Consider the following 23,019-nt stretch of genomic DNA (forward strand, 5'->3'; position numbering starts at 1 on the left):
CCATGACACAAGCAACACCACGGCCAGCCCGCGTCCACGCGAGCCACATTTCCGAATCGACGTCATGGGTGCCTCAGCCTTACTTCAAGGTTTCGATGAAAGAGCTTCCGAGCGTGGACTCGATGCGCAGCGTCCGTTCCTGCTCACGTTGCAGCAGTCGTTCAGCCTCGGCGCGAGCCTGTCGAGCCTGCTGCGCACTGTGCTCGGCCTGTCGCAGTGCCTCGTTCGCCCGATACTGCGCCCATCGCGCCCGGAGAACCGCCTTGCTCAGCTCGGTGTTCTTCTTCACCAGTTCGTCGTGGGTCGACTCGATCCGCAGATTGGCCGCATCGACCTGAAGCTGTGCCTCCTGCCGGGCCAGCTCCTTGGCCTGGACCTCCGCCAGTCGCTCCTCTGCCTCCGCCGCCGAGCGCTTCGCCAGGAACTCCGCGTTGCGAGCCGCCGCCTCCGCACGCAGCGCGATGATGGCCTGCTGCTCCGCCTCCTGCTGTGCCTCCCGGATGACCACCAGCGCCACCGCCGCGGAGGCGAACAACACCGTCACCAACGTCACCACGCCGACAACAAACGCTCGCTTCATCCGCGCCGACCGCGTCGCCTGCGCCGACACCGCCTCCAGAAACGCCCGCTGCAACACCGGCAGCTCCCCCCGATACCGCCGCTGGAACCTCCGCGCCTCATCCGCCATCTCGCCGCGCCAGAGCAGCCCACTGTCCCGAGCCTTCGCCTGCCACTGCCGAGCCGCGTTCCTCAACTGCTCCAGGAACGCCGAGTCCTCCTGTCCCTCCTCGAGCCACCTGCGCAGCGTGGGCCAGCCCGAGATGAGCGACTCATGGACCAGCTCCACCGACGCGCCCGTGGCCTTGGTCCCCGTCTGGATGACGAGCAGTCGCGCCTGGACCAGACTGTCGATGAGCCGCTGAAGCTCGTCCGCATCCCGGGTCAACTCGCGCAGCTCCTCCAGCGACACAATCGCCCGCGTCTTCTCCGACGTAACGAGCCGCAGGAAGATCGCCCGAGCCAGCGCCCGCTCTGGAGAAGTCATCCCCGCGAGCACGCTGTCCGCATGTGTCGCGAGCGCCCCCGCGATTCCGCCGAGCTGCTGGAACGCGCTCTCTGTCAACATCCGGCGAGACGGGTCTCTCGCCTCCCAGAGTCGGGTGGCCGCGAACTGGAGCAGGGGCAGGGCGCCCGGCGTCGTCTCCAGGTGCTGGAGCATCTGGTCCACCATCTGGGGAGACTCGAAGCGATAACCCGCCATCTCCGCGGGCTGCACGAGCGCGTCCCGCAGTCCTTCCTTCTGCGGCGCCGTCAGGAAGAACAACCCTGGAGACAGCTCCGCCATGAAGCGCTCGTCCTCCGAGACACGGTCCAGGAAGTCGGAGCGCAAGGACAGCACGACGCGGATGGGAGACGTCGCGTCGTCGGCGATGCCAGACAGGCAGGCCGTGAAGGCACGCCGCTCCCGCGCATCGGGCACCTGCGTATACAGCTCCTCGAACTGGTCGATGAACAACACGATGCGCCGACGCTCGCGACGGGCACGGGCTCGCAGGACGGCGCCCACGTACCCCGGCTCCACCCGCAGATGCGCGGTGATCTGCTGCTGCTTGCGGAGGTCCTCCTCAAGAGTCGGTGACGAAGTGACGAGCGGCGCCACCATGCTGGCCAGGGCCCCGAGCGGGTCTCTCCCAGGGCGGATGATGAGCGACTCCCAGGGGATTCCCGTCCGCTTCAGCACGGGCACCAGGCCCGCGCGCACGAACGAGGACTTCCCCGCACCCGACGGACCGACGACCGCGAGCAGGGGCTGGTCCTGCAACCGATTGACGAGCGCGGCGGTCTCCCGCGAGCGGCCGAAGAACCGCGCCGAGTCCGCCTCCTGGAACGAGCCGAGCCCCGCATACGGACTCTCATCGAGCCCCGCCTCGTGGACGAACCGGCCTGGGAGGAACGGCTCCAGGGCCCGCAGCACCGCGAGTGCATCCGGGAAGCGCTGCTCCTTGTGCTTGAGCAGGCACCGGTCGACGACGGCGGCGAGCTCGGCGGGGACATCCGGGAGCAAGGCCCGGAGCGACGGCATGGGCTCCTGGAGCAGCGCGGTGACCATCAACTGCGGACCCCGCAGGGGCTCCAGCGGATGACGTCCCGTGAGCATCCGGAACAGCATGATGCCGACCGCCCAGATATCCGTGCGGTGGTCGACGGGAATGCCGTTCCCCCACTGCTCCGGAGACATGTACGCGAGCGTCCCGAGCAACGCGCCCTGTCGCGTCAGGTGAATGGACTCATCCCGAGGCCCCGGTGGAGGAACCAGCCGCAGCCCCTCCAGGAGCGCACGCGGGTCCGTCTCGCCGCGATGCCCGTCCCCCTGGAGCACCTTCGCGATACCGAAGTCCAGCACCTTGATGGTGCCGGAGTCCGTCACGATGATGTTCTCCGGCTTGAGGTCTCGGTGGACAATCTTGTGCGCGTGCGCGCAGGACAGGGCGCGGAGGATGGGCGACACCAGCTCCACGGCGCGCGACGGGGGCAGTCGCGGGCTGCTCTTCAGAATCTTGTTGAGCGGCTGGCCCTGCAGGTACTCCAGCACCATGTACGGGGTGGCGTTGGCCTCGCCGACCTCGTAGATGATGACGATGTTCTCATGGCTGCACCGCGCGGTGGTGCGGGCCTCGAGGATGAAGCGGCGGGCGAACTGCGCGTCCTGCGTGTGCAGCAGCTTGATGGCGACGCGCCGGCCCAGCCGGGTGTCTCGCGCGAGGAAGACGGTTCCCATGCCTCCGCTGCCGAGCTGCCGAATCAGCTCGTAGTGCTGGATGCGCGCCCCCGGGCCAAAGGCAGCCAGGGTTCCGGGCGGAGGAACAAGGGGAATGGGCGCACTGCGGGCGGTTTGAGTGGGTTCTGGCTTCATGGGGTACTCGGAAGAGGCAGGGGGGCCTCGGGAAAGCGCGAGCGGCCCATCGCCCCCGCGAAGGGTGCGGGCCGTGCTTCAGCGAATCTCGATGAGGGCGGGCCGACAGGGAGGGGCCGTTGACGAATCCCTGTTCGCGGAGAATGGACGTCCGCCGATGGCGAGAGCTCTAGGGGGGAGGTCTGATTTTCCGGAGAAAGCTCTCGTTGCCAATCTTGAGCACACTTGCCTGCTTGCCTATGTGAACGGGAGGGCAGGGTTGTGTCGTGTGACTGGCGCTTGGATGCAGTCGTGCACCCTGGACGGAAACGGGCCTCGAACGGGGCGTCGGCTGCGCGACATCAGGTCATTCCCGACTGCTACGGTGACGAGATGACACGCTGGCTTCTGCCCGCCCTGATGCTGCTGGGGGCGGCGATGATGACGCTGCTGGGACATCTCTCGTTCACCGCGGCCCTGCTGGTGCCGTTCCTGGTGCTGGGGGGAGCGGGGCTGTTGCTGGTGACCCTCGTCCTCGCGCTCTCGCCCGCTCGGAAGTCGGCGAACTTCGTCACCCTGGCGTACCTGCTGGGCGGAATCGCGCTGGCCTATGCGGGCATGACGCGGGGGACGTCCTGGCGGTTTGATCGCATCGAGGAGGAGTTCGCCCCGCTCATCACCGCGCTGGACGCCTACCACGCCGAGACGGGGCGGTACCCCGAGTCGGTGGCGGAGCTGATTCCCGCGCACCTGTCGAAGGCGCCCTCGTGCGCGCTGGAGGATTCGTCCGAGCAGAGGCCGGGCATCGCCGACGGCGGTTATTACCGCACGACGGCGGATACCTACGGCATCACCTGCATGACCATCGTCTTCTGGAAGTACTCGTACAATCCCGAGAAGAAGTATTGGTACGGCTGGGATTGACGGAGCGCCCGGGCAGGAGGAACCCAGGCGCCCCGGTGAATCAGAAGCCCACGCGAATCATCGTGAAGGGCTGCGAGCCATTGACGCCCTTCTGGAGGATGATGCCGGTGATCTTCCCCGTGAAGAGGCTGCGTTGGATCTGGCTGATGGAATAGACGTCGACCGTCTCTCCAGCCAGGTTCCTGAATGCGATGAACGAGCCGATGGCGGGGTTGTTGGGGAGCGCGTAGAAGCTGCCCGTCTCCGTGTTGCAGCCCACCACGGGGCAGGTGCGGCTCACCGTGCGCACGTAGCTGCCCTCCACGCGGTCGACGTACTCAGTGCCCGTCAGCGTCATCGTGAGCAACTCCTCCGACGCCGCCAGCGGCCAGCTGCGGGAGTAGGTGCCTACGAGTCCCGCCAGGCTGTCCGGAGACTCGTAGAGGGCGGCCTCGACGGTGCCGGTGGCCTCGGGGTGCTCCGCGCCGGCCTCCGTGCCCTCCAGTCCTCCACATCCCGCGAGCAGCGCCAAGCCGATGACCATGCCATGCCGAAGGTGTCCCATGTAGCGCATTGCCTTCCCGGGCCGCACGTATGCGGCGAATCCGTGAGTTGATGGGTGATTCAGTCTTCAGATAAGTCGCCGCGCCTGACGCCGTCAAGCACCGTGCGTGGCGGCTCACGGCGAGATGGTGTGACCTCCCAGTGACTGATGCGCCGCGTTGCCGCGTTACGGCATTCCATCTGCCGCGCGAAAAAGGCCGCGCCAACGGAAATGACAATCTCAGATGTGAATGTATAGAGGTCATCCACCATTGACTGGCGGTGGTTGTTGGGTGCGAGTCTGCGGCCGGCCGTACCCAGACAAGCCATTCCAAAGAGGAGCAGTCATGACGCCAGTCCGAGGCGCAGGGCCGAGGTTCACGCGGTGGGGACTTCTGTTGGTTCCGTTGCTGTGGGCGTGTGGGACGGGGGACGTGGGTGGGCCACCGAGCGCGCCTCCTCCGGGGGAAGCCTCTCGAGGCGTCGTGTCATGGGAGGAGTACCAGCGCAGCGCCCGGCAGGTGGTGGACGGCAAGGAGTACTACATCGTCGAGTGGGACATGGGCCTGTCGCTGGAGGCGCTTCGCGAGCGCTATGACAGCTACGTGGCGGCGGAGTCCGCGGGAGTGCGCGCGGGGCCGGAGCCGCTGGGGACGCAGACGTCGCCTCTCATCGTCAACCGGGTGGGTGGGGTGGATGACATCTGGCCCTGGGCGTCACGCTTCAACCTGCGCTACTGCGTGAGCAACACGTTCGGCGCGAACAAGGCGCGCATGGTCAACGAGATGGCGAACGCGACGGCGAACTGGCGGGCCTTCGCGGATGTCCAGTTCATCTATGACCCGACTCACGATGCGAACTGCACCAACGCCAACACCGCTGTGACCTTCTCCGTACAGCCGTGGACGGGCAGCGGCGCGTGCGCCTTCTTCCCCTCGGGCGGTGGGTGCGTGGCGCGCACGGTGGTCATCAACATCTCCAATTTGGACCCGGCGCCGCCCACCTCGCCCAACGTGACGACGGCCACGGTGCTCATCCACGAGCTGGGGCACGTCCTCGGCTTCCGTCATGAGCACACGCGCAACGCCGTGCCCTGCTTCGAGGACAACAACTGGCGCGCGCTCACGCCCTACGACGTCAACTCGACGATGCACTATCCCTGGTGCAACGGGGTGACGAACTCCACGCTCAACATCACCTACCCGGACGCGGCGGGCGCGGCGCTCCTCTATGGCTGGCATACGAACGCCAACGTGGACCGCAACGTGCCCGCGACGCACACCCACAACGTGTCGGTGACGGCCCAGGTGGCCCAGGCGTTCTACTTCCCCATCGACGTGCAGACGAACTTCGCGGAGGGCTGCTTCGCCGCGGGGGCGGCGCCGACGGCCGCGCACATCCGCGTCGGCAATGGCTTCGCCGGCGCCGTGGCGGCAGTCGCCACGTCGGTCGTCAACACGGGAGTCCAATGCAGCCCCTTCGGCGCGACCTACACCTGGTACCGCGCCAACTTCACGGGGGTTTCCACTCCGGCCTTGAGCACCTACACGTTTGTTTTTGGAACGGGAACCCAGCCGCTCACCATCGCCGTCGACAACAACAATCCCTACAGCGGCGGGGCCTTGTGGGACTCCCTCAGCGGTGGGCGCATCTATACGACGGCGGACGGGCGCATGCGCGTGGGGCGCCTCGGCCCTCCCTGAGCTGAGCCGAGCCAGGCTCCTCAGGTCCGAGGTTCGGGCCTGAGGAGCCACCGCGCGCAGACGAACGTGGCCACGGCGAGAATCGCCGGGCCGAACGTCTTGCCGGCATCGTTCATCGAGATGCCGACGAGCGCGTCGCACGCCTGCATCAACCCCGCGACGACGGCGAGGACGCCCAGTCCCCGCGTCGAGCGGGCCAGGACATTCCAGAGCACGGCGGCCGCGAGCGGGAGCGTTCGGGCCGCCGCGTACATCGCGAACACCCGGGCGGAGGCGGAATCATTCCCGTCGGCGGCGATGACCGCGGGAGCGACGAGCCCCAGAATCGCGAAGCCAGAGGCGGTCAACACATTGCCCGAGGTGACGCCCGCCGCGATCCACCACCGTCGGCCCGTCGCGGCCGGGTCACGTCCTCGCTGCGTTGCTACATCCGTCACGGAGTCACCCCGGGAGCTGGGCCTGCGGGGGCGCCTGTCTAACACGGCGCCTTCCCGGTCGGAGGCGTCGCCAGGGTTTTGACACTTCGCCAACTCAGGGCGCGGACCGGGCGGCTCCGCGCAATGTCATGCAAGGGGCGCCCTCACTCCCAGCGCACCACCAGCTTGCCTACCGAGTCGTTGCGCGCCATGCGCTCCAACCCCTGACGCAGCTCCGCTTTTGGCAGCACCGCGTCCACCACGGGGCGCAGCGCGCCCGTGCGGAACAAGGGGAGCAGGTGGCGCTCCGCGCTCTGCGTCAGGGCCATCTTCTCCTCCACGGGACGGCTGCGCAGCACCGTGCCCGTCAGGCTCAGGCGCTTCATCAGCAGCAGCCCCAGGTTCAGGTCGGCCTGAACTCCGGCCACCAGCCCCACCAGCATCATCCGTCCCCGAGGGGCCAGGGCCTGCAGCGACTCCGGCACGTAGTCTCCGCCCACCAGGTCCAGACACAGGTCCGCGCCCCGGCCGCCCGTCTCCGCGCGCACTGCGTCCGCGAAGCGCGGAGGGGACGACTCGCACAGCACCGTGCGCGCCACGCCCCACTCGGAGGCGCGAGCCAGCTTGGCCGCGTTGCGGCCCGTGCCCACCACCCGCGCGCCCGAGGCCCGGCACAGCAGCGCCGCCGCGGAGCCCACGCCGCTGGCCACCGCGTGCACGAGCACCGTCTCACCGGGCTTCAATCCCCCCTGGAGCACCAGCGCGTCGTACGCGGTGAGGTACACCTCGGGCAGCGCGGCGGCGTCCGTGAAGTCCATGCCCTCCGGCATCGGCAGGGCCTCGCGCTCGTGCGTGAGCAGCATCTCCGCCCAGGCGCCGCCGCCCACCAGGCCCATCACCCTGTCACCCACCTTGAAGCGGCGCGTGCGAGGGCCCACGGCGACGACTTCGCCCGCATACTCGAGGCCTGGCACATCCGGGGGCGCGTCCGGCGGGGCGGGGTAGTGCCCGCGAATCTGGAGCAGGTCCGCGCGGTTGAGGGCGGTGGCCCGGACGCGCACCCGCAGCTCGCCGGGGCCAGGCGTGGGCTCGGGGCGCTCCTCCTCCGCGAGGACCTCGGGGCCTCCCGGCTCGGTGATTCGCATGACCTTCATGGCGCGGACCTCCCTTGGGGCGAGCGGGTACGAAACGTCCTGGCCCGCGAGAGCATCAAGGCATATCTAAGGACAGGTCCATCATGAGCACCATTACGTGTCCCATCTGTAAGAAGCCCGCCCCTCCGAGGGCCGAGAACCCGGCCTTCCCGTTCTGTTCCCGGCGTTGCCGCGCCGTGGACCTGGGACGATGGTTGGGGGAGGAGTACCGGATGCCCGACCGCCAGGCCGAGCAGACGGAGGATGAGCTGCCCCCTGGCAGCCACCCTGACCGCCAGCGCGAGGATGCGTGAGCGGCTTCGTCGACCTGCACTGCCACCTGCTGCCCGCCGTGGACGATGGCGCGCGCACGCTGGAGGACGCGCTGGAGATGGCGCGAGCGCTGGTCGACCTGGGCTTCTCCACCGTGGCGCCCAGCCCTCACGCTCGCCCCGAGTACGCGCCGGTCGACGTCGTGGAGGCCCGGCTCGCGGAGCTGAAGGCCGCGCTGGAGCAGGCGCGAATCCCGCTGTCGCTCGGCCGCAACGCGGAGAACATCCTGGATGACGCCTTCCTGCGCGGCCTGGGGTCTCCCTCGGCGCGCATGCTGGGCGAAGGGCGCGTGGCGCTGGTGGAGCTGCCCTACACGGCGCCAGTGCCCGCGCTGCCGGACATCCTCTTCCGCATCCGCACCAAGGGCGTGGTGCCGCTCATCGCCCACCCCGAGCGGTGCCTGGAGTTCGAGCGCAAGGGCCGCGCCGCGGAGGCCGTGCGCGCGGGCGCCCACCTGCAACTCGACGTGGGGGCGCTCATCGGCCGCTATGGCCCGATGGCGAAGAAGCTGGCCCGGGCCTTCCTGGACGACGGCCTCTACGCCGTGGCCGCCACGGACCTGCACGGCCCGGTGGGAGCGCGGGACTGGGTGGGCCGGGCGCTCGGGGAGCTGAGGAGCAGGGTGGGGGAGGAGGCATCCGGCCGCCTCCTCCGGGGCAACCCGTCCCGCCTTCTGGCCGGCGAGTCGCTGGAGTCTGACCAGGACTGACGGTATACCCGGCCGCCGTGAAACGCGCCGTCAAGCTCACAGCCAGCCTGCTGGTCACCGTCCTCTTCCTGTGGTGGGCCTTCCGGGACACCGATTGGGGGACCCAACTCGCCAGCCTCAAGTCGGCCAACTACGTCTGGTTGGTGCCGTACTTCGGCTGCCTCTTCGCCATCCACGTGTTCCGCACGCTGCGCTGGGGGAGCCTGCTGTCGGGCATGGAGCGCATCCCCTTCCGCAAGCTGAACGAGGCCTCCGGCATCGGCTTCATGATGCTGCTGGTGCTGCCGTTCCGCCTGGGGGAGTTCGCCCGGCCCTTCCTCATCGCCCAGCGCAGCTCCATCCGCCGCAGCGCCGCGATGACGTCCGTGGTGCTGGAGCGCATCGTCGACGGCCTCTTCGTCGCCTCGTCCATGCGCGTGCTGCTCTTCTTCGTCCCCAACGAGACGCCCGAGGTCCGCTACGTCAAGCTGGGCTCGTGGCTGATGTTCGCCGTGTTCGGCGGCGGGCTGCTCTTCCTCCTCGTCGGGCTGTGGCAGCAGGAGCGCACCGTGGGTCTGGTGCGCGCGACGGTGGGCCGCCTCGCTCCGGGCCTGGCCGACAAGGTGGCGGATGTCGTCGACACCTTCGTGGGCGCCATGCGGCAACTGCCCGACGCGAAGCAGGTGGTCCTCTTCTTCCTCTTCACCTTCGGCTACTGGGGCCTGAACGGCTTCGGGATGGTGCTGCTGGCCAACGCCTTCGACTGCTCGGGCGTCGCGGCCGGCACCGCGTGTCAGCCCATGGAGCTGTCACTCTTCCAGGCATACGTGGTGCTGTGCGTGCTGGTGGTGGGGCTGATGATTCCCGCGGCGCCCGGCATGGTCGGCACGTTCCAGGCGGCCTGCAAGGTGGGCCTGAGCCTCTTCCTGCCCGCCACCGTCGTGAACGCCAGCGGGCTGGCCTACGCCAACGTGCTGTGGTTCGCGCAGACGGTGCAGACGGTGGGCTTCGGCATCCTCCTCATGTCCCTGGGCCACATGTCCTTCAAGGACATCGCGGGCAAGCTGGAGAAGGAAGGCGAGGCCGCCGCGCCCACGACGTGAACGCCGCGAGGTCCTCGCGGGCGCGGCTTCCCGGCGTCAGGGGTCGACGTTGCGCTTGATGGTGCCGAAGGGCGTGTCGACCTGGTGCTCGCTGTGGCCCTCGACGGCGTAGCCCTCCGGCGCGCACTGGGCCTTGGCGGTGTCCCGGATGGAGACGACGGGGGTGTCCACCGCGATGCGCTCCTTCGACGTCGCCTTGGAGACGAGCTTGTCGTCGCGCATCAGCACGCAGCGGTCCTCGCCGTAGTACCAGGCGGTGGACTTGTCGGGGAACTCCTGGGCCCGGGTGGGGCCTTCGCCCATGGCGTCCACGACTTCCCGCGCCGTCATGCCGGGGTAGAGCTTCTGGAAGCCACCGGTGGTGGAACAGCCGGAGGCGGCGACGGCGAGGGTGGCGGTCAGGAAGAAAGAGCGCATGGGGTGCGGGGCTCCAGGGAAGGAAAGCCGCCAGCCTAGCCCGCGCGTGTCGCCAGCCTCCAGACAGGGGCCGGGTGTGTCGGTCCTACAACTCCTGGTCCAACCAGCGGATGATGGCGTCGCGGATGGACGTCGGACGCTCGGAGGCCGGACGAGCGCGCGGGCCTCGCGTCGTCTCCACGTCGTACAGCCGCGCGGGCGACAGGTGCTCGCGCATACGGGGCGGCGCTCCGTGCTGCATGAAGGCCCGACGCGTCACGACTGGCCTTCTTCCTTCGCGGGGCCTCGGCCGTACTTGCCGAGCAGGTCCTCCACCGCCTCGCGCAGGTACTCGCTCTGGTGGATGCGGGTCCGCCGCGCCAGTTCGCGCAGCTTCTGGACCTGCTCCTCCGGCACCAGGACGTGGGTGGAGACGATGTCGGCCTCGGGCCCACGTGCGTCCACGGAGACCTCGGCGGTGGCCGGGGGCGCGGGAAGCTCGGGGCTCAGGGGGCTGGCGTTTCCATCTTGCATCGGGGGTTCCTCCTGGCGTGGCTGCTACAGGCCGCTACCGACCTGTCCGGGCATTAGGAGGGCGCTCCGGGGACTCGTCAACAAAACGGCCCGCGCCACACGGGTTGGAATTGACACCTTTGTTATCCGGTCTCTCGAATTGATGTGGTATTTCGCGGACTTCTCACCTGGAGCGTCCTGATGAACATGCGTCTTGTGTGTGTTGCCGCTGCCGCTGTCTTTTCGTTCTCCGCGAGCGCCGAGGGAGTTCGGGAGTCCGTGTCGCTGGTGCAGGTGGATGGCTTCGCCGATTCCCAGGCGAAGGTATGTACAGCGGTGCCGCTGTCGCTGACGGCCATCAACGCGTCCTCGCTGGAGCCCACGCGGGTGGCGTGGAATGCCGGCTCGAACAGTGGCGCCTGGCATTACATGGACACCATCCAGGCCTACAGCACCCCGCAGTGCCCCGCGACGCCTGTCACCATCCAGGCGGTGGTGGACAAGCTGTCGGAGCAGAACCAGGGGTTTCCGTTCCCCGGGGATGGCATCTTCACCAACCGCGCCGGATTGTCGCAGAGCATCTTCCTGAGCTCGAACTACTACGGCAATGGCCTCGCGGTGCTGGCGGCCATTGATTCCTTCGCGGGCGGTGGGACGGTCCAGGCGTGGATCGCCACCCAGGAAGTGCCCTGCCACAACTGCCATGAGTTCCTTCAGTACGCGGTGCTGTACTACCCGGCCACGCGCAAGGTCGTCGTGCTGCAGGGGTACACGGGCTACGACTCCTGAGTCGAGGTCGTGAGGCGTCGGCCCCCTGGCTCGGGCCGGCGCCGGTTTCTGAGAATGTATCAACGTGAGAGCGACTCGGTGCTCGCGCCGGTGTGACGGGATTGACACGTCTCGTGGCTGGGTGGTCACGTTATCGTGTTTTTCCCCGAGTCACCCACCTGGAGCGAACTGATGAGTCTTCGCAAGCTGTTGTTTGCGTGTCTGGTTGTATTGGGCATGTCGGGCTGTATGGATTCCCATGGAGAGCCCGCGTCCGAACTGGAGCTGGGAGTCTCCGAGGCGGAGGCGACGGCCACGCGCATCTACGCGACGGAGGCCTCGCTGGAGCTGAGCTTCGAGACAATGGGGACTTTCGAGACGCGCAACGGCGTGCGCTCGCTCATCCTCAAGGCGACGGCGAACCGGTACCTGAAGCGCGTATTCAGCTTCGTGCCGGATGACGCCTTCGGGACGGCGAACATCATCAGTGAGCGCCGGTTCGAGGTGGTGCTGCCGGTGGGGCACGAGCTGAACACGGTGCTGTCCGGGCTGCCGCTGTTCATCACCGTGGAGACCTTCACGGGCACGCCGACGAACTACACGGCGAAGATTGAGGTGTACCCGCGCTTCTTCGATTTCCGTGGCACCAATGCGGTGTGGATCGACGAGAAGGTGGACCCGGTCTACGTGCGCAATGGGGCGGACGTGCTGGTGTACCGGGGCCGCGCGGACGTGTCCGCGGAGGCGCTCACGGTGACGGCGCCGGATGGCGCGCCGGCAGTCGCGGCGGTGGACGCGGACTCGTACCGGCTGGACTGGTCCTACTCGACGGTGGAGAAGGCGATGGACCCGACCACGCTTCCGTTGACCTTCACCGTGTATCAGGGCGGGCAGGCCACGGAGCAGAAGACGGCGCGGCTGGTGCCGCGCGTGACGGTGCTGGAGCTGACCACGGGGGATGCGTATGAGACCTGGCCGACGCCCTCGTGCGAGCTGGCGGTCTTCAACTGCTACCACTCGCAGCCTCCGGGGACGACGGACTTCGCGGCGTGTGGGACGTACCGTCAGGTGTCGCGTTGCAGCTACACGTCGGACATCTGCCAGGTGGTGCCGCGCGTTCCGCTCACGCTGACGTCGGTGGATGCGTCGTCGCTGGAGCCGGCGCGGGTGACGTGGAACGTCGGTTCCAACAACGGGGCCTGGCATTACCTGGAGACGATTGCGGCGTATGTGACGCCGCAGTGCACGCAGTCGCCGGTGACGCTCCAGGGCGTGTTCAACCAGCTCAACTGGCCGTGGTACCAGGACTTCCCGACGTTCTCGGAGGGTATCGCGACGAACCGGGCGGGCCTCTCGCAGAGCCTCCTGCTGACGTCGAACTACTATGGGGACGGCGCGGCGCTGCTGGCGGCGATTGATGCGTACGCCGGTGGGGGCGAGGTCCAGGCGTGGCTCGCGACGCAGGAAGTGCCGTGCCACAACTGCCACGAGTTCAACCAGTTCGCGGTGCTGTACTACCCGGCCACGCGGAAGGTCGTCGTGCTGCGGGGATACACGGGCTACGACTCGTGAGTTGATGTCGTGCGGCGTCGGCCCCTTGGGGGGGCCGGCGCTGTTGTCTGGCTTGGGAGGCTGCGTCAAATCCTCCTCGGGGGGCGTGGGATGGGCAGGGATTGACACCCGTGGTGAGCGGGTGGTCACGTGGATGTGTTTTCCTCGATATCGCCTGTCTGGAGGAGCTGGATGCGCCTGCGTGAACTGTGGTGGGTGGGGCTCGCCGTCTTGGGTGTCCTCGCGTGTCAGGACTCGGGGTTGGATCCGGGTGCCGCGCCCGGGGATGACCTGGGAGTCTCCGAGGCGAAGGCGACGGCCACGCGCATCTATGCGACGGAGGCCTCGCTGGAGTTGAGCTTCGAGACGATGGGGACTTTCGAGACGCGCAATGGAGTGCGGTCGCTGATTCTGCATGCGACGGCGAATCGCTATCTGGAGCATGTCTTCAGCTTCATTCCGGATGATGGCTTTGGGACGGCGAACATCATCAGCGAGCGGCGTTTCGAGGTGGTGCTGCCGGACGGGCCGGAGCTTCACGAGATTCTGTCGGGCAGGCCGTTGTTCATCGCCATCGATACCTTCACGGGCACGCCGACGAGCTACACGGCGAAGATTGAGGTGTATCCACGCTTCTTCGACTTCCGTGGCGCGAGCGCGCTGGTCATCGATGAGGAGGTGGACCCTGTCTACGTGAAGAACGCGGAGGGGAATGTCGTGTTCCGGGGGAGAGTGGATGTCGCCGCGGATGCGCTGGCGGTGACGGCGGCGGATGGGATTCCGAGCGTGTCGCGGATGGATGCGGACACCTTCCGGTTGGATTGGACGTATTCGGCGGTGCGGCCCGCGATGGACCCGCACACGGTTCCGCTCGTTTTCGATGCGAGCCTTACGGGCGGGACGACGGCGAGGAAGACGGCCCGGCTGGTGGCGCGGGTGACGAGCCTGGAGTTGACGACGGGGGATGCCTACGAGGTCTGGCCCACGCCGGGATGCTACCCGGGGCCGGAAGACTGTCTGAACGCGCTGCCCGAGGAGGCCACGGACCTGTCCGCCTGTGGCTCGTATCGGGAGGTCCTCCACTGTCTGGATGCACGGAGGGCGTGTCAGGGCGTGCCCAGGGAGCCGCTGGTGCTTCGCCCGGTGGATTCGTTGCCGCTGGAGCCCGCGCGTGCCGTGTGGAATGCCGGCTCCAACAGCGGGACGTGGCACTACCTGGAGCCCATCGAGAGCTACATCACGCCGAGGTGTCCGACGGAGCGCGTGACGATCCAGGGAGTGCTCGCGAAGCTCGCCGGGGCGCATCCGGGGATGCCCGCCGTGGAGGCTGGGGTCCTCACGGACCGGGCGGGCCTGGGGCAGAGCGTGTTCCTGTCGCAGACGAGCTATGGCGATGGACGGGTGCTGCTCGCGGCGCTCGATTCGGCTGCGACGGCGGGAGAGGTCCAGGCGTGGGTGGCCACGTCCGAGGAGCCCTGCCAGAACTGCCACCAGTTCGCGCACTGGACGGTGCTGTACTACCCGTTCCGGAACCTGGTCGTCGTACTGCGGGGGCACACGGGCTACGACTCGTGAGCGGACCGGCCCAAAGAAAAGCCCCGGAGTCACTCAGGAAGTGACTCCGGGGCAGTGGCCAGGGTCGGACTTGAACCGACTACCTGCGGATTATGAGACCGCCGCTCTAACCAGGTGAGCTACCTGGCCGTGAAGTGAGGGCCCGTATATCGGGAGCGTCGCGTCACCGCAAGAACTTCGAAGCGACCAGGGGTCCAGGGAGTCGCCTCCCTTGGATTTCAGAGGGAGGAGGGCGGATTTGGGGCCATCCAGGAGTGGACCTCTCTGTTGTCCTGGCGCTCTGCCCGGCCTGGAAAGATGAGGGCAGGAGCAGGCTCATTCGGCGCGAGCAGGGCCGTACTCATGGTGCAGGTACCCTGCGCCAAGGCGGCATGCAGCGCCGAGTCCTTACGCCCCTCGGTCCAGATGGGTCTGATTTGGTACTTCATGGACTTCGACTCTCGAGAGGGTCGCGATGACGGGAGAGGCGCATGACGCTGCGGTGGGGCACCGTGGTGCTGCTGGTGTTGATGGGCTCGGGCTGTGCGGCCTCCAGCGCGGTGCGACTGGATACGGGCGAAGGACGGCCCATTGTCTACGAGCCACGCACCGATGACGAGCCGGCGAGGCTCGACGCCGACGAGTTCACCGAGACTGTCCAGCAGTTGGCGCGCACCGCGCCTCTTCCCTCTCGGCCGAGGGATACCGCGATGCGGCTGTTCAACCTCGAGTCCCCTCGTGCCGCCACTCGTGCGCGGGGACGCCTGGGACTGGTCTCTGTCGAGGAGCCGCGGCGAGGCCGCATTCTCGTGGCCGAAGCGCCGGACGCGGAGACGGAGCTGGCGAGTGCTTACGGACGCTGGTGCCAACGCCAGGAGCAATCCCGAGACTGCCTCCACTTGCTGGACGAGGGCGTCACCCTGGATGAGGAGGGCAAGCGCATCCTGGCCTTCCGCCTGGCTCTGGATTCGGTCTGGGATGAAACGGCCGAGGCCTTGGAGGGGCTGACGGACAAGGAGTCGATGATGACGATGCTCGCCACGACGGGCGCGGTCTACTTCGCCTTGTGGCTGGTGCCTGAACCCCTGCTTTCAAAGGGCATCGCCGCGACGCTGACGGTAGCGCTCATCGCGTACTTGGGATGGGACACGGTGTGGAGCCTGGTGCAGGGCTGGAGGGTGTTGGCGAAGGAGGTAGAGGAGGCAACCGCCTTCGACGGGATTCAGGACGCGGGCGAGAAGTATGGAGAGGTGATGGGGAGGAATGCCGCGCGGGCGTTCGTCATGCTGGCGATGGCGGCGCTGGGGAGCACGGCGCAGACGCTGGGGGCGCGGATTCCCACGCTCCCTGGCTCCGCACAGGCTGCGCTGGTGGGAGCAGGGCAGGGTGGCTTCAGGTTGTCGGCAGCGGGGCAGGTCACCTCCGTGGCGGTGGCAGCGGGAGGCGTCATCACCATCGCCCTGGACCCGGACGCTGTCGCGGAGACGGCAAGCGGTACGCGGGCCGTAGTGTCCGAGCCGGTGGCGACCAGTGCCCACGAGCACCACATCGCCACCAACAAGTGGTGGGACTCCTTCAACAACGGTGGTCCGTGGTCACCGGAGTTCAAGAAGCTCTTCGACCGGGCGGGCATGTCCCTCAATGACTCGGTCAACAAGGTCCGCGTACCTGGACACAAGGGGCCTCACCCAGAGGCATACCATCGTGATGTGTTCAGGCGGCTGAACGAGGCGATGGAAGACTGTAGCAGTATGCAACAATGTCGTGAGTCACTCACCAGCGCCCTGAAGAGACTTGCCGCGGAGATTGCTACTCCTGGCTCCAAACTCAACGGACTGGTGACTCGGACTTGAAATGGGATGGAGCCATCATGGCGATGCGGTACTTCGAGTTGCTTGACGACGTCTCCTCTCCTGGTCGATGGAGCCTGGGCGACCCGACTGACGAGACAGGGAGAGAAGTCGCCAACCCATGGATGTTCAGGAAGGGTGAGCCGGTCCAGGTCGAAGGGCGCCTGACGATTCCGATCGACCGGTCGGGCAAGCCGAACGACTTCTCCATGGCGGGCATTGGCGTCACGCCTGTCGTTCACGCGAAGGTAGTCGCGGTGCTCGCCAGTCTTGCGCCCGATGACGTTCAGCTCTTCCCTGTGAAGGTCGCCTCGGAGTCCGAGCCGTATTTTCTCGTCAACGTGACCCGTACCATCCGGTGCATCGACGACAGCACGTCGGAGGAGGTGCGGTACTGGACGCCGGAGGATGGGCGCCCGGAGAAAGTCGGCAAGTATCGCGGCGTGTCGGGCATGCGAATCGATCCGGCGAAGGTGGGCGATGCGAAGGTGTTCCGGACCTGGGGGTGGAGTATCGCGCTCATCGTGTCCGAGGACATCAAGGAGGCGCTGGAGCGAGCGGGCGTCTCGGGGGCGAAGTTCATGGAGGTCACCGGTCCGAGCGCCATCAGTCCGGAAGAGCGAGAACGCAACCATCAGCTCATGGCTCTGGCGGATCAGTCAGACGCTGCCCGCGGCGTCTTCTGGCGCACCCTGGGAAAATTGGATGATGAGGTCATCATTCCCATTGTCGTCGGAGGAAACTGGCCGGCCCGGCGTCAGATGTGGCGTGTCATCCACCGCGAGAATGGGCGAACCCTGCTGGTGACGCACGGGCTCTCGGACTTCTTCGTCGTGGACGGAGTGGATCCCGAGCCGTCCGTGGGCTTCGGCCTGGAACTGGCCTTGGAGACGAACGAGCCCCAGGCGCACGTCGAGAAGAGCTGGCTCCTGTTGTTGCTGGAGCGGGTGGGGGACGAAATCGCGGAACACGAAAGCGTGCGCGAGAAGGTGAAGGCAGGCTTCCTATCCATGGAAGTTTCAGGCCAGGGAATGCCCGAGCCTCTGCTGACGAAGGAGGGCAGGGTGGGGGTGTTGCTAGGCATGGAGTCGAGCACGTTGCCAGGCCGCTTCACCATGCCGGCCGGAGAGGTCCGGCTGGTCACCGTGAAGGTGCTGATGCCCGCGGAGCTCGCATATCTGCTCGAACACGGAACGCGCGGCCGGGACGAACTGGTGCGGCGCTTCGCCCAAGCCGGACAGGAACATGTGTCTCGCGCGTGGCGTAAGACCGTGGTGTGACGGCCTCATCCGTGGATGACGTGACGCTGGGCGTGATCCGCTTCAGTTGAGACCAAGGAAGAGGCGGTTGCCCACCTGGAGCGCGGTCCGTTTTCACCCTGGAGGCGGAGCGCGCACCCATCAGGTGTCGTGGGGTAAACCAGCCCCAGGTGCCTGCCTGACTCCACACCTGACGCGGGCGAACACGTCGAGCTCGACAGTCCTCTTGAGCAACTCAGTCCAGTCCGTTCGCTGTGCTATGCCCCGGCGCATGGAAATCTTCCGACTTGCGGATACGGTCGAGTTGAACAACGCATGGCTCGTCGGATTGAGCGTGACATTGTTGCTGCTCGTCCTCTGGGCCGTGCTCGTGGCCTCCAGTGCGCTGCTGTACCAGGGCATCCGGCTGATGGGTGTGAAGGCGCTGGAGCCGATGGCGGATGCGCTTCGCAAGCGCGCCCGGCTGAGCGCCGCCCTCCTGTCCTTCGTGGTGGTCATCGTCGGCATCGCCGTGCTGGGCTTCTCCCTGTGGGCGAAGAAGGACCTGGAGCCCCCCTTCAATGCCTTGCTGGCGGGGGTGACGGTGGAGGGGCTGTCGGCCCTGGGGCGCGGAGCGGGGCTGCTGGTGCTCTTGCTGACGGCCTTCCTGGTGTTGGATCGGACGGCACGCCAGCTCCTGATGCGGCTCGAGCGCAAGGTGAACGAGTGGCAACTGCGCCCGGAGCACAGGGCACATGCCCAGAAGGCGATGGAGCAGGGACCCGGCTTCATCAAACTGGTGCTGGCCTACTTCGCGGTGGGCGTGGCGGTCACCTCGCTGCAACCCCCGGCCGCGTTCGACTGGCTCGTTGGCACCACCGTCTTCGTGTTGCTGTGCATCAGCGGTGGGCGCCTGGCGGTGTCCTTGCTGCACCTGATGTCGGGTCGGCTGGTCGATTCCTGGCGGGCGAAGAGCACGGCCACGAAGTACGAGGAGTACTTCATGGCCCTCAGCCGGCTGCTGCCGGTGGGGCAGCGGAGCCTGGAGGCCATCGTCTACATCTCGGTGGCGACCCTCATCATCCGTCGGTTCCAGGGCCTGGAGCCCTTTGCTCCGTACGGGCCGGTGCTCATCCGCGTCATCGCCCTGTTCTTCGCCGCCAGCGTCGCCGTGGAGTTCGTCCGGCTGCTCATCGCCCGGGCCTTCAAGGTGGACGGTCTCGACCTGGATGACAAGGCCCGGCGGCGCAACACCTTCGTTGCCCTCATCCAGCGAGCCTCCACGTACCTGGTCTACTTCCTGGTGGGGATGATGGTGCTCAGCGACCTGGGTGTGGACCCCACCCCCATCCTCGCTGGCGCCGGCATCGTCGGCCTCACCGTGGGTCTGGGCTCACAGGCCATCGTCACGGACATGGTCAACGGCATCTTCCTGCTCTTCGAGGACCAGATTCTGAACGGCGACTACATCCGCATCAACGATACCGAGGGCGTGGTGGAGGAGATAACGCCTCGCATCACCCGCATTCGAGACCGCTTCGGGCGCCTTCACATCCTCCGCAATGGTGAAGTCAAGAATGTCATCAATTACAGTCGCGGCTGGACGCTGGCGGTCGTGGACATGGCCGTGGCCTATGAGTGCGACCTGAAGAAGGTGCTGGATGTGATTGGCCAGGTCTGCGAGCAGGTGCCCTTGCTGTCGGCGGGCAAGGTGTCCGAGATGCCCAAGCTGCTGGGTATCGAGAGCATGGACGAGAGCTGGATGACCATTCGCATTGAAGCCAAGGTCCAGCCAGGGACGCACTTCGACGTGAAGCGGCTGCTCAATCGGCTGCTGTTCGACGCCTTCAACGCCAACGGCCTGGAACTTCCCTATCCCAAGTCGGTGCAATACGAGGGGACCACGGCGCTTCCCGCCACCGCCGCCGCGCCGCCGGAGGAGGAGCCCCAGGCCATTGCCGCCTCGGTTCGGTAGTCCTCGTGTCAACGGGGGCGCACCGCGCCTCTCTCCTCGCGGACGAGGGACGCCGCGATGCGGCCGCGGGGAGGCGAGGCCGTGCTTGCGCAAGCGGTAGTACCAGCGTCGGCACGCTGAAGTGCCGCGTGCGCTCGGTTGCGAGCGGGCGGAACTTCTGCCGCGCCAGCTCCCTCCGTGCGCCCCGCGCCTCTCCGCGCGTCAACTGGCGGTGCACCACCGGGCCGATGACCTGGCTGCTGAAGATTGCAAGCTCCTCGCCGTGGTCCTTCGGGACGAGCTCGTCCATGGAGGCCTTCCTCCCGCCGCTGCGTCCATCGCGGCTTTCGCGGGAGGTGCCCCCTTTGCATCCGCTTGCGCCGCCGGGAACGTGCCCAACACGGTGGGCTGATAACCGAGCAGGTAGCGCCCGGTGGGATGCGCCCCGGGGCGAGGCGTAGCCGTCGGTGTAGGCGACCTCGTCATCGCCGGCCGAGCGCACCCGGAAGGTGTCCAGCACCGTCTGCCGCGGATCGGCCGCCGGGGGTGGCCGGCCCGCGCGCGGAGCCGAGCCGCAGCCGCCTGCCCCGCACGTCGTCCGCCTCCCGCAGCGGTCCGGTGGGCGCGGCGTCGAGCGCCACCGTACGCGCCTTGCCCGTCACCAGGCGGTACAGCTCGCCGCTGCCGCTGCCGCTGCCGCTGCCGCTGCCGCTGCCGTCCGCGGCCAGCGGCGCCGAGACGCCCATCCCCAGGGACGCGAAGGCGCCCACCGGCTGGGCGACCCACCCGTCGCCGGTGTTGGCGTACAGCGTCGAGGTGCCGCTGCCCGGGCTGTAGAGTAGCGCGTCGGCGAGGCCGTCCTTGTTGGCGTTGGTGAAGGTGACGTGCAGCCCCTGGATGGAGGCGAGCTGCTGCCATTGAAACATTGAAGCCGTGATGACTGGCGAGGGTGGCTGACTCAGCAGGTCGGAGGATGATGGTGCCAAGTCAGCTCAAGCAAGCCGATTTGCTCATCAATGCTGGCGCGACACACGGCCGAGCAGGGACAAAATGGCGGCTGAGCCTGCCCGACTTGCAAGGTTGGGGTTGAGGCATCACCCCCTGGAATATTCGGCTCAAGCACCTGAGAGGTTCTGGAGCAACCTGGCAGGAACGAGGACCTGCGAGGTCAAGACAGTGCCAGAAATGAGAGGAGGGGCTGATGGAAGATCCCCATCAACCCCCCTCTGGTCATCGGAAACGAGGGACGACCAGCCTCGACAGCTGGCGTCAACACGGCTGACTACTAACGAGCCTTCGGGCCGCCGCGAACGTGGAGCTTGATCTTCATGTCGTGCCTCCTTTCAAATTGAACGCTAAGTGTAATCGAAGCTGGATGTCAAATCGAACCAAGGAACAAAATGTGGCGCATTGCGGCGATGCGGGCGAAGTCTCGTGTCGCATCGATGTGCACGTATTCAGCCAAGGGGCGCGTGAATCACAAGGCAGTGGCCGAGGTGTTGACCCGGCGCGGCCATCAAGGCGACTTTGGTTCGCGGACCATGGCATGTCCCTTCGCGCGGACCCTTCGTTCCCTGCACCACGAGTCGGACACGCGCCTCGTGTTCGTCGCTCTGACGGGAGGGTGGCTGACTCAGCAGGTCGGAAGGTGATGGTGCCAAGTCATCTCAAGCAGGCCGAGTTGCTCATCAATGCTGGCGCGGCACACGGCCGAGCAGGGACAAAATGCCGGGCGAACCCGCCCGACTTGCGGCGTTGGGATTGAGGTGCCGCCCAACTTTGGGAAGCCACGAGACTGGTACAACAGCCACCCAGGAGCGCCCTGGAATATTCGGTTCAAGCGCCTGAGAGGTTCTGGCGCAACCTGGCAGGCACGAGGACCTGTGAGGTCAAGACGTTGCCACAAACGAGAGGAGGGGCTGATGGAAGATCCCCATCAACCCCCCTCTTGTGATCGAAAACGAGGGACGCCCAGCTTCGACAGCAGGCGTCAAAACGACTGACTACGAACGCGCCTTCGGACCGCCGCGAACGTGGAGCTTGATCTTCATGTCGTGCCTCCTTTCAAATTGAACGCTAAGTGTAATCGAAGCTGGATGTCAAATCGAACCCAAGTACAATATGTGGCGCATTGCGGCGATGCGGGCGAAGTCCCGCGTCGCATCGATGTGCACGTATTCAGCCAAGGGGAGCGTGAATCACAAAGCAGTGGCCGAGGTGTTGACACGGCGCGGCCATTAAGGCGACTTTGGTTCGCGGACCATGGCATATCCCTTCGAGCGGACCCTTCGTTCCCTGAACTACGAGTCGGACACGCGCCTCGTGTTCGTCGCTCTGATGGTGTTGTGCGTCGGCGGGCTCATCGTCTGGTCGCTGTTCGCCAAGGTCCCGCTCGTCAAGGCCAGCTCACAGGCCCGGATCGAGCCACACAACGCCGTCCATCGCATCGAGCCGCCCAGCGCGGGCAGGGTCGTGCTCTCGCATCTCAAGCTCGACCAGCAGGTCAAGGAAGGCGACCTCCTCATCGAGTTCGACGCACGGGCCGAGCGCCTCGAGCTCGAGCGGAGCAAGGCGACGCTCGCCGCGACCGAGAAGGAACTCGCTATCATCCGCCAGCAGATCACCAACAAGCGCGAAGAGGCGGCTTTGACGGCAGGGGTGGACGAGGTCGCGGTCAAGGAGGCGCTGGGGAGGGAGCAGGAGCTCGTGCCCAGGCATCGGCTCGCGGTGGAACGCGAGCAGCTGGCCCTCAAGAGCCCGACTGGCGCGGTCTCGGAGATGGAGAAGCTCGAGCGCACGACCGATGTTGACGCGCTCAGCTTCGCGCAGACGGCGCAGGGCCTGGCGCTCACCCGACTGCGGCGCGAGCAGAACGTGCGCCGTCAAGCCTTCGCCGCGCAGCTGCTCGGACTCGAGCGCGAGGAGCTGGGCGCCGAGGGGCGGATCCGGGAGCTCCGGGGCGCCATCGACCGCCTCGAGTACCAGATCGAGCGGAAGCTGTATCGGGCGCCGGCCACGGGCCACCTGGTCGACGTGGCGGAGCTCGGCTCGGGAGCGTTCATCGCCGATGGGCAGCGGGTCGGCACCATCGTCGCGAGCAATGCCGAGGTGCGGGTGCGCGCCCGTTTCCCGAAGGAGGTCGTCGGATTGATCCAGCCCGGCCAGACGGCGCGCCTCAAGCTCGACGGCTACCCGAACACCATCTACGGGACGGTCCCCGCCAGGGTGACGGCCGTCGGGACCGAGCCCGGCCAGACGGCCACGCCCGAGGCCATCCCCGGTACGGTGCGCGTCGAGCTCAAGTTCGCACCGCCGGACGACCCACGCATCCAGCTCCGTCACGGCATGACCCTGGTGGTGGAGGTCGAGGTCGCGCGGGCATCGCCTGTCGCGCTGCTGATGCGGTCGCTCGGCGAATGGAACCCGCAGCCTGAAGAGCCGCCCACGAGCGTGTTTCAGCCCGAAGCCGAGGCCCGCTGA

At 67.0% G+C, this 23,019-nt stretch carries 20 protein-coding genes and 1 tRNA gene; 12 read left to right on the forward strand and 9 right to left on the reverse strand.

Annotated elements, in window-relative coordinates; all coding sequences use genetic code 11:
• Nucleotides 1-79 precede the first annotated feature (79 nt).
• The gene (locus G4D83_RS13410; protein WP_163865107.1) at nt 80-2,914 is read right to left on the reverse strand and encodes a serine/threonine-protein kinase; all 2,835 of its coding nucleotides are present in this window, start codon (nt 2,912-2,914) and stop codon (nt 80-82) included.
• A 372-nt stretch (nt 2,915-3,286) separates the two neighbouring features.
• Between G4D83_RS13410 and G4D83_RS13415 the strand changes: the two genes are divergently transcribed.
• A complete protein-coding gene (locus tag G4D83_RS13415) occupies nt 3,287-3,817 on the forward strand; it encodes a hypothetical protein (RefSeq protein ID WP_163865108.1) in 531 nt (176 codons plus the stop codon).
• Nucleotides 3,818-3,857: 40 nt separating this feature from the next.
• On the opposite strand, the gene G4D83_RS13420 is transcribed toward G4D83_RS13415, so the two are convergent.
• The gene (locus G4D83_RS13420) at nt 3,858-4,340 is read right to left on the reverse strand and encodes a hypothetical protein (protein WP_163865109.1); all 483 of its coding nucleotides are present in this window, start codon (nt 4,338-4,340) and stop codon (nt 3,858-3,860) included.
• 484 nt (nt 4,341-4,824) lie between these two features.
• Between G4D83_RS13420 and G4D83_RS13425 the strand changes: the two genes are divergently transcribed.
• On the forward strand, nt 4,825-6,042 hold the full coding sequence (locus G4D83_RS13425) for a M57 family metalloprotease (protein WP_240356305.1): 1,218 nt from the start codon (nt 4,825-4,827) through the stop codon (nt 6,040-6,042).
• 20 nt (nt 6,043-6,062) lie between these two features.
• On the opposite strand, the gene G4D83_RS13430 is transcribed toward G4D83_RS13425, so the two are convergent.
• Nucleotides 6,063-6,479 carry a hypothetical protein gene (locus tag G4D83_RS13430; RefSeq protein WP_163865111.1) on the reverse strand — a complete coding sequence of 139 codons (417 nt, stop codon included), beginning with the start codon at nt 6,477-6,479 and terminating at the stop codon, nt 6,063-6,065.
• A 143-nt stretch (nt 6,480-6,622) separates the two neighbouring features.
• Nucleotides 6,623-7,612 (reverse strand): NAD(P)H-quinone oxidoreductase, encoded by a 990-nt coding sequence (locus G4D83_RS13435; protein WP_163865112.1) that lies wholly within the window; start codon nt 7,610-7,612, stop codon nt 6,623-6,625.
• Between the two features lie 83 nt (nt 7,613-7,695).
• Here G4D83_RS13435 and G4D83_RS13440 point away from each other — a divergent pair, with 83 nt between their 5' ends.
• The 3 genes from G4D83_RS13440 to G4D83_RS13450 are packed head-to-tail and all read left to right on the forward strand — an operon-like array spanning nt 7,696 to nt 9,715.
• Nucleotides 7,696-7,905 carry a DNA gyrase inhibitor YacG gene (locus G4D83_RS13440; protein WP_163865113.1) on the forward strand — a complete coding sequence of 70 codons (210 nt, stop codon included), beginning with the start codon at nt 7,696-7,698 and terminating at the stop codon, nt 7,903-7,905.
• Nucleotides 7,902-8,633 carry a tyrosine-protein phosphatase gene (locus tag G4D83_RS13445; protein WP_163865114.1) on the forward strand — a complete coding sequence of 244 codons (732 nt, stop codon included), beginning with the start codon at nt 7,902-7,904 and terminating at the stop codon, nt 8,631-8,633. The genes G4D83_RS13440 and G4D83_RS13445 overlap by 4 nt, the downstream gene beginning before the upstream one ends.
• Before the next feature lie 17 nt (nt 8,634-8,650).
• Nucleotides 8,651-9,715, forward strand: coding sequence for a lysylphosphatidylglycerol synthase transmembrane domain-containing protein (locus G4D83_RS13450; protein WP_163865115.1), 1,065 nt, complete (start codon nt 8,651-8,653; stop codon nt 9,713-9,715).
• A 36-nt stretch (nt 9,716-9,751) separates the two neighbouring features.
• Here the strand turns inward: G4D83_RS13450 and G4D83_RS13455 are convergent, their stop codons facing one another.
• The 3 genes from G4D83_RS13455 to G4D83_RS13465 form a co-directional block, all read right to left on the reverse strand.
• The gene (locus G4D83_RS13455) at nt 9,752-10,132 is read right to left on the reverse strand and encodes a hypothetical protein (protein ID WP_163865116.1); all 381 of its coding nucleotides are present in this window, start codon (nt 10,130-10,132) and stop codon (nt 9,752-9,754) included.
• A gap of 85 nt (nt 10,133-10,217) precedes the next feature.
• Nucleotides 10,218-10,391, reverse strand: a complete 174-nt coding sequence (locus G4D83_RS13460; protein WP_163864771.1) for a hypothetical protein — start codon at nt 10,389-10,391, stop codon at nt 10,218-10,220.
• The gene (locus G4D83_RS13465; protein ID WP_163865117.1) at nt 10,388-10,645 is read right to left on the reverse strand and encodes a ribbon-helix-helix domain-containing protein; all 258 of its coding nucleotides are present in this window, start codon (nt 10,643-10,645) and stop codon (nt 10,388-10,390) included. Before G4D83_RS13465 ends, G4D83_RS13460 begins: the two co-directional genes overlap by 4 nt.
• Before the next feature lie 180 nt (nt 10,646-10,825).
• Here G4D83_RS13465 and G4D83_RS13470 point away from each other — a divergent pair, with 180 nt between their 5' ends.
• The 3 genes from G4D83_RS13470 (at nt 10,826) to G4D83_RS13480 (ending at nt 14,518) form a co-directional block, all read left to right on the forward strand.
• Nucleotides 10,826-11,413 (forward strand): hypothetical protein, encoded by a 588-nt coding sequence (locus tag G4D83_RS13470; RefSeq protein ID WP_163865118.1) that lies wholly within the window; start codon nt 10,826-10,828, stop codon nt 11,411-11,413.
• Nucleotides 11,414-11,584: 171 nt separating this feature from the next.
• The gene (locus tag G4D83_RS13475; RefSeq protein ID WP_163865119.1) at nt 11,585-12,964 is read left to right on the forward strand and encodes a hypothetical protein; all 1,380 of its coding nucleotides are present in this window, start codon (nt 11,585-11,587) and stop codon (nt 12,962-12,964) included.
• A gap of 171 nt (nt 12,965-13,135) precedes the next feature.
• Nucleotides 13,136-14,518: a hypothetical protein gene (locus G4D83_RS13480; RefSeq protein WP_163865120.1), complete on the forward strand. Its 1,383-nt coding sequence runs from the start codon at nt 13,136-13,138 to the stop codon at nt 14,516-14,518.
• A 55-nt stretch (nt 14,519-14,573) separates the two neighbouring features.
• Here G4D83_RS13480 and G4D83_RS13485 read toward each other — a convergent pair.
• Nucleotides 14,574-14,647, reverse strand: a tRNA-Ile gene (locus G4D83_RS13485).
• Nucleotides 14,648-14,988: 341 nt separating this feature from the next.
• On the opposite strand from G4D83_RS13485, the gene G4D83_RS13490 reads away from it, so the two are divergent.
• The 3 genes from G4D83_RS13490 to G4D83_RS13500 all read left to right on the forward strand — a co-directional run bounded on the left by G4D83_RS13490 (nt 14,989) and on the right by G4D83_RS13500 (nt 19,560).
• Nucleotides 14,989-16,350: a SitA5 family polymorphic toxin gene (locus G4D83_RS13490; protein ID WP_163865121.1), complete on the forward strand. Its 1,362-nt coding sequence runs from the start codon at nt 14,989-14,991 to the stop codon at nt 16,348-16,350.
• 17 nt (nt 16,351-16,367) lie between these two features.
• Nucleotides 16,368-17,627 carry an imm11 family protein gene (locus tag G4D83_RS13495; protein ID WP_205522630.1) on the forward strand — a complete coding sequence of 420 codons (1,260 nt, stop codon included), beginning with the start codon at nt 16,368-16,370 and terminating at the stop codon, nt 17,625-17,627.
• Nucleotides 17,628-17,910: 283 nt separating this feature from the next.
• On the forward strand, nt 17,911-19,560 hold the full coding sequence (locus tag G4D83_RS13500; protein WP_240356306.1) for a mechanosensitive ion channel family protein: 1,650 nt from the start codon (nt 17,911-17,913) through the stop codon (nt 19,558-19,560).
• A gap of 461 nt (nt 19,561-20,021) precedes the next feature.
• On the opposite strand, the gene G4D83_RS13505 is transcribed toward G4D83_RS13500, so the two are convergent.
• Nucleotides 20,022-20,465, reverse strand: a complete 444-nt coding sequence (locus tag G4D83_RS13505; RefSeq protein ID WP_163865122.1) for a hypothetical protein — start codon at nt 20,463-20,465, stop codon at nt 20,022-20,024.
• Nucleotides 20,466-21,801: 1,336 nt separating this feature from the next.
• On the opposite strand from G4D83_RS13505, the gene G4D83_RS13510 reads away from it, so the two are divergent.
• On the forward strand, nt 21,802-23,019 hold the full coding sequence (locus G4D83_RS13510; protein WP_163865123.1) for an HlyD family secretion protein: 1,218 nt from the start codon (nt 21,802-21,804) through the stop codon (nt 23,017-23,019).

Origin of the sequence: Myxococcus eversor (assembly GCF_010894455.1) — a bacterium.
Lineage (GTDB): Bacteria > Myxococcota > Myxococcia > Myxococcales > Myxococcaceae > Myxococcus > Myxococcus eversor.

Excerpts from the sequence above, each read along its gene's own strand:
- G4D83_RS13410 (WP_163865107.1), bottom strand. The coding sequence starts at position 2,914 with ATGAAGCCAGAACCCACTCAAACCGCCCGCAGTGCGCCCATTCCCCTT.
- G4D83_RS13415 (WP_163865108.1), top strand. The coding sequence starts at position 3,287 with ATGACACGCTGGCTTCTGCCCGCCCTGATGCTGCTGGGGGCGGCGATG.
- G4D83_RS13420 (WP_163865109.1), bottom strand. The coding sequence starts at position 4,340 with ATGGTCATCGGCTTGGCGCTGCTCGCGGGATGTGGAGGACTGGAGGGC.
- G4D83_RS13435 (WP_163865112.1), bottom strand. The coding sequence starts at position 7,612 with ATGAAGGTCATGCGAATCACCGAGCCGGGAGGCCCCGAGGTCCTCGCG.
- G4D83_RS13440 (WP_163865113.1), top strand. The coding sequence starts at position 7,696 with ATGAGCACCATTACGTGTCCCATCTGTAAGAAGCCCGCCCCTCCGAGG.
- G4D83_RS13455 (WP_163865116.1), bottom strand. The coding sequence starts at position 10,132 with ATGCGCTCTTTCTTCCTGACCGCCACCCTCGCCGTCGCCGCCTCCGGC.
- G4D83_RS13465 (WP_163865117.1), bottom strand. The coding sequence starts at position 10,645 with ATGCAAGATGGAAACGCCAGCCCCCTGAGCCCCGAGCTTCCCGCGCCC.
- G4D83_RS13470 (WP_163865118.1), top strand. The coding sequence starts at position 10,826 with ATGAACATGCGTCTTGTGTGTGTTGCCGCTGCCGCTGTCTTTTCGTTC.
- G4D83_RS13475 (WP_163865119.1), top strand. The coding sequence starts at position 11,585 with ATGAGTCTTCGCAAGCTGTTGTTTGCGTGTCTGGTTGTATTGGGCATG.
- G4D83_RS13480 (WP_163865120.1), top strand. The coding sequence starts at position 13,136 with ATGCGCCTGCGTGAACTGTGGTGGGTGGGGCTCGCCGTCTTGGGTGTC.
- G4D83_RS13490 (WP_163865121.1), top strand. The coding sequence starts at position 14,989 with ATGACGCTGCGGTGGGGCACCGTGGTGCTGCTGGTGTTGATGGGCTCG.
- G4D83_RS13495 (WP_205522630.1), top strand. The coding sequence starts at position 16,368 with ATGGCGATGCGGTACTTCGAGTTGCTTGACGACGTCTCCTCTCCTGGT.
- G4D83_RS13505 (WP_163865122.1), bottom strand. The coding sequence starts at position 20,465 with ATGTTTCAATGGCAGCAGCTCGCCTCCATCCAGGGGCTGCACGTCACC.
- G4D83_RS13510 (WP_163865123.1), top strand. The coding sequence starts at position 21,802 with ATGGCATATCCCTTCGAGCGGACCCTTCGTTCCCTGAACTACGAGTCG.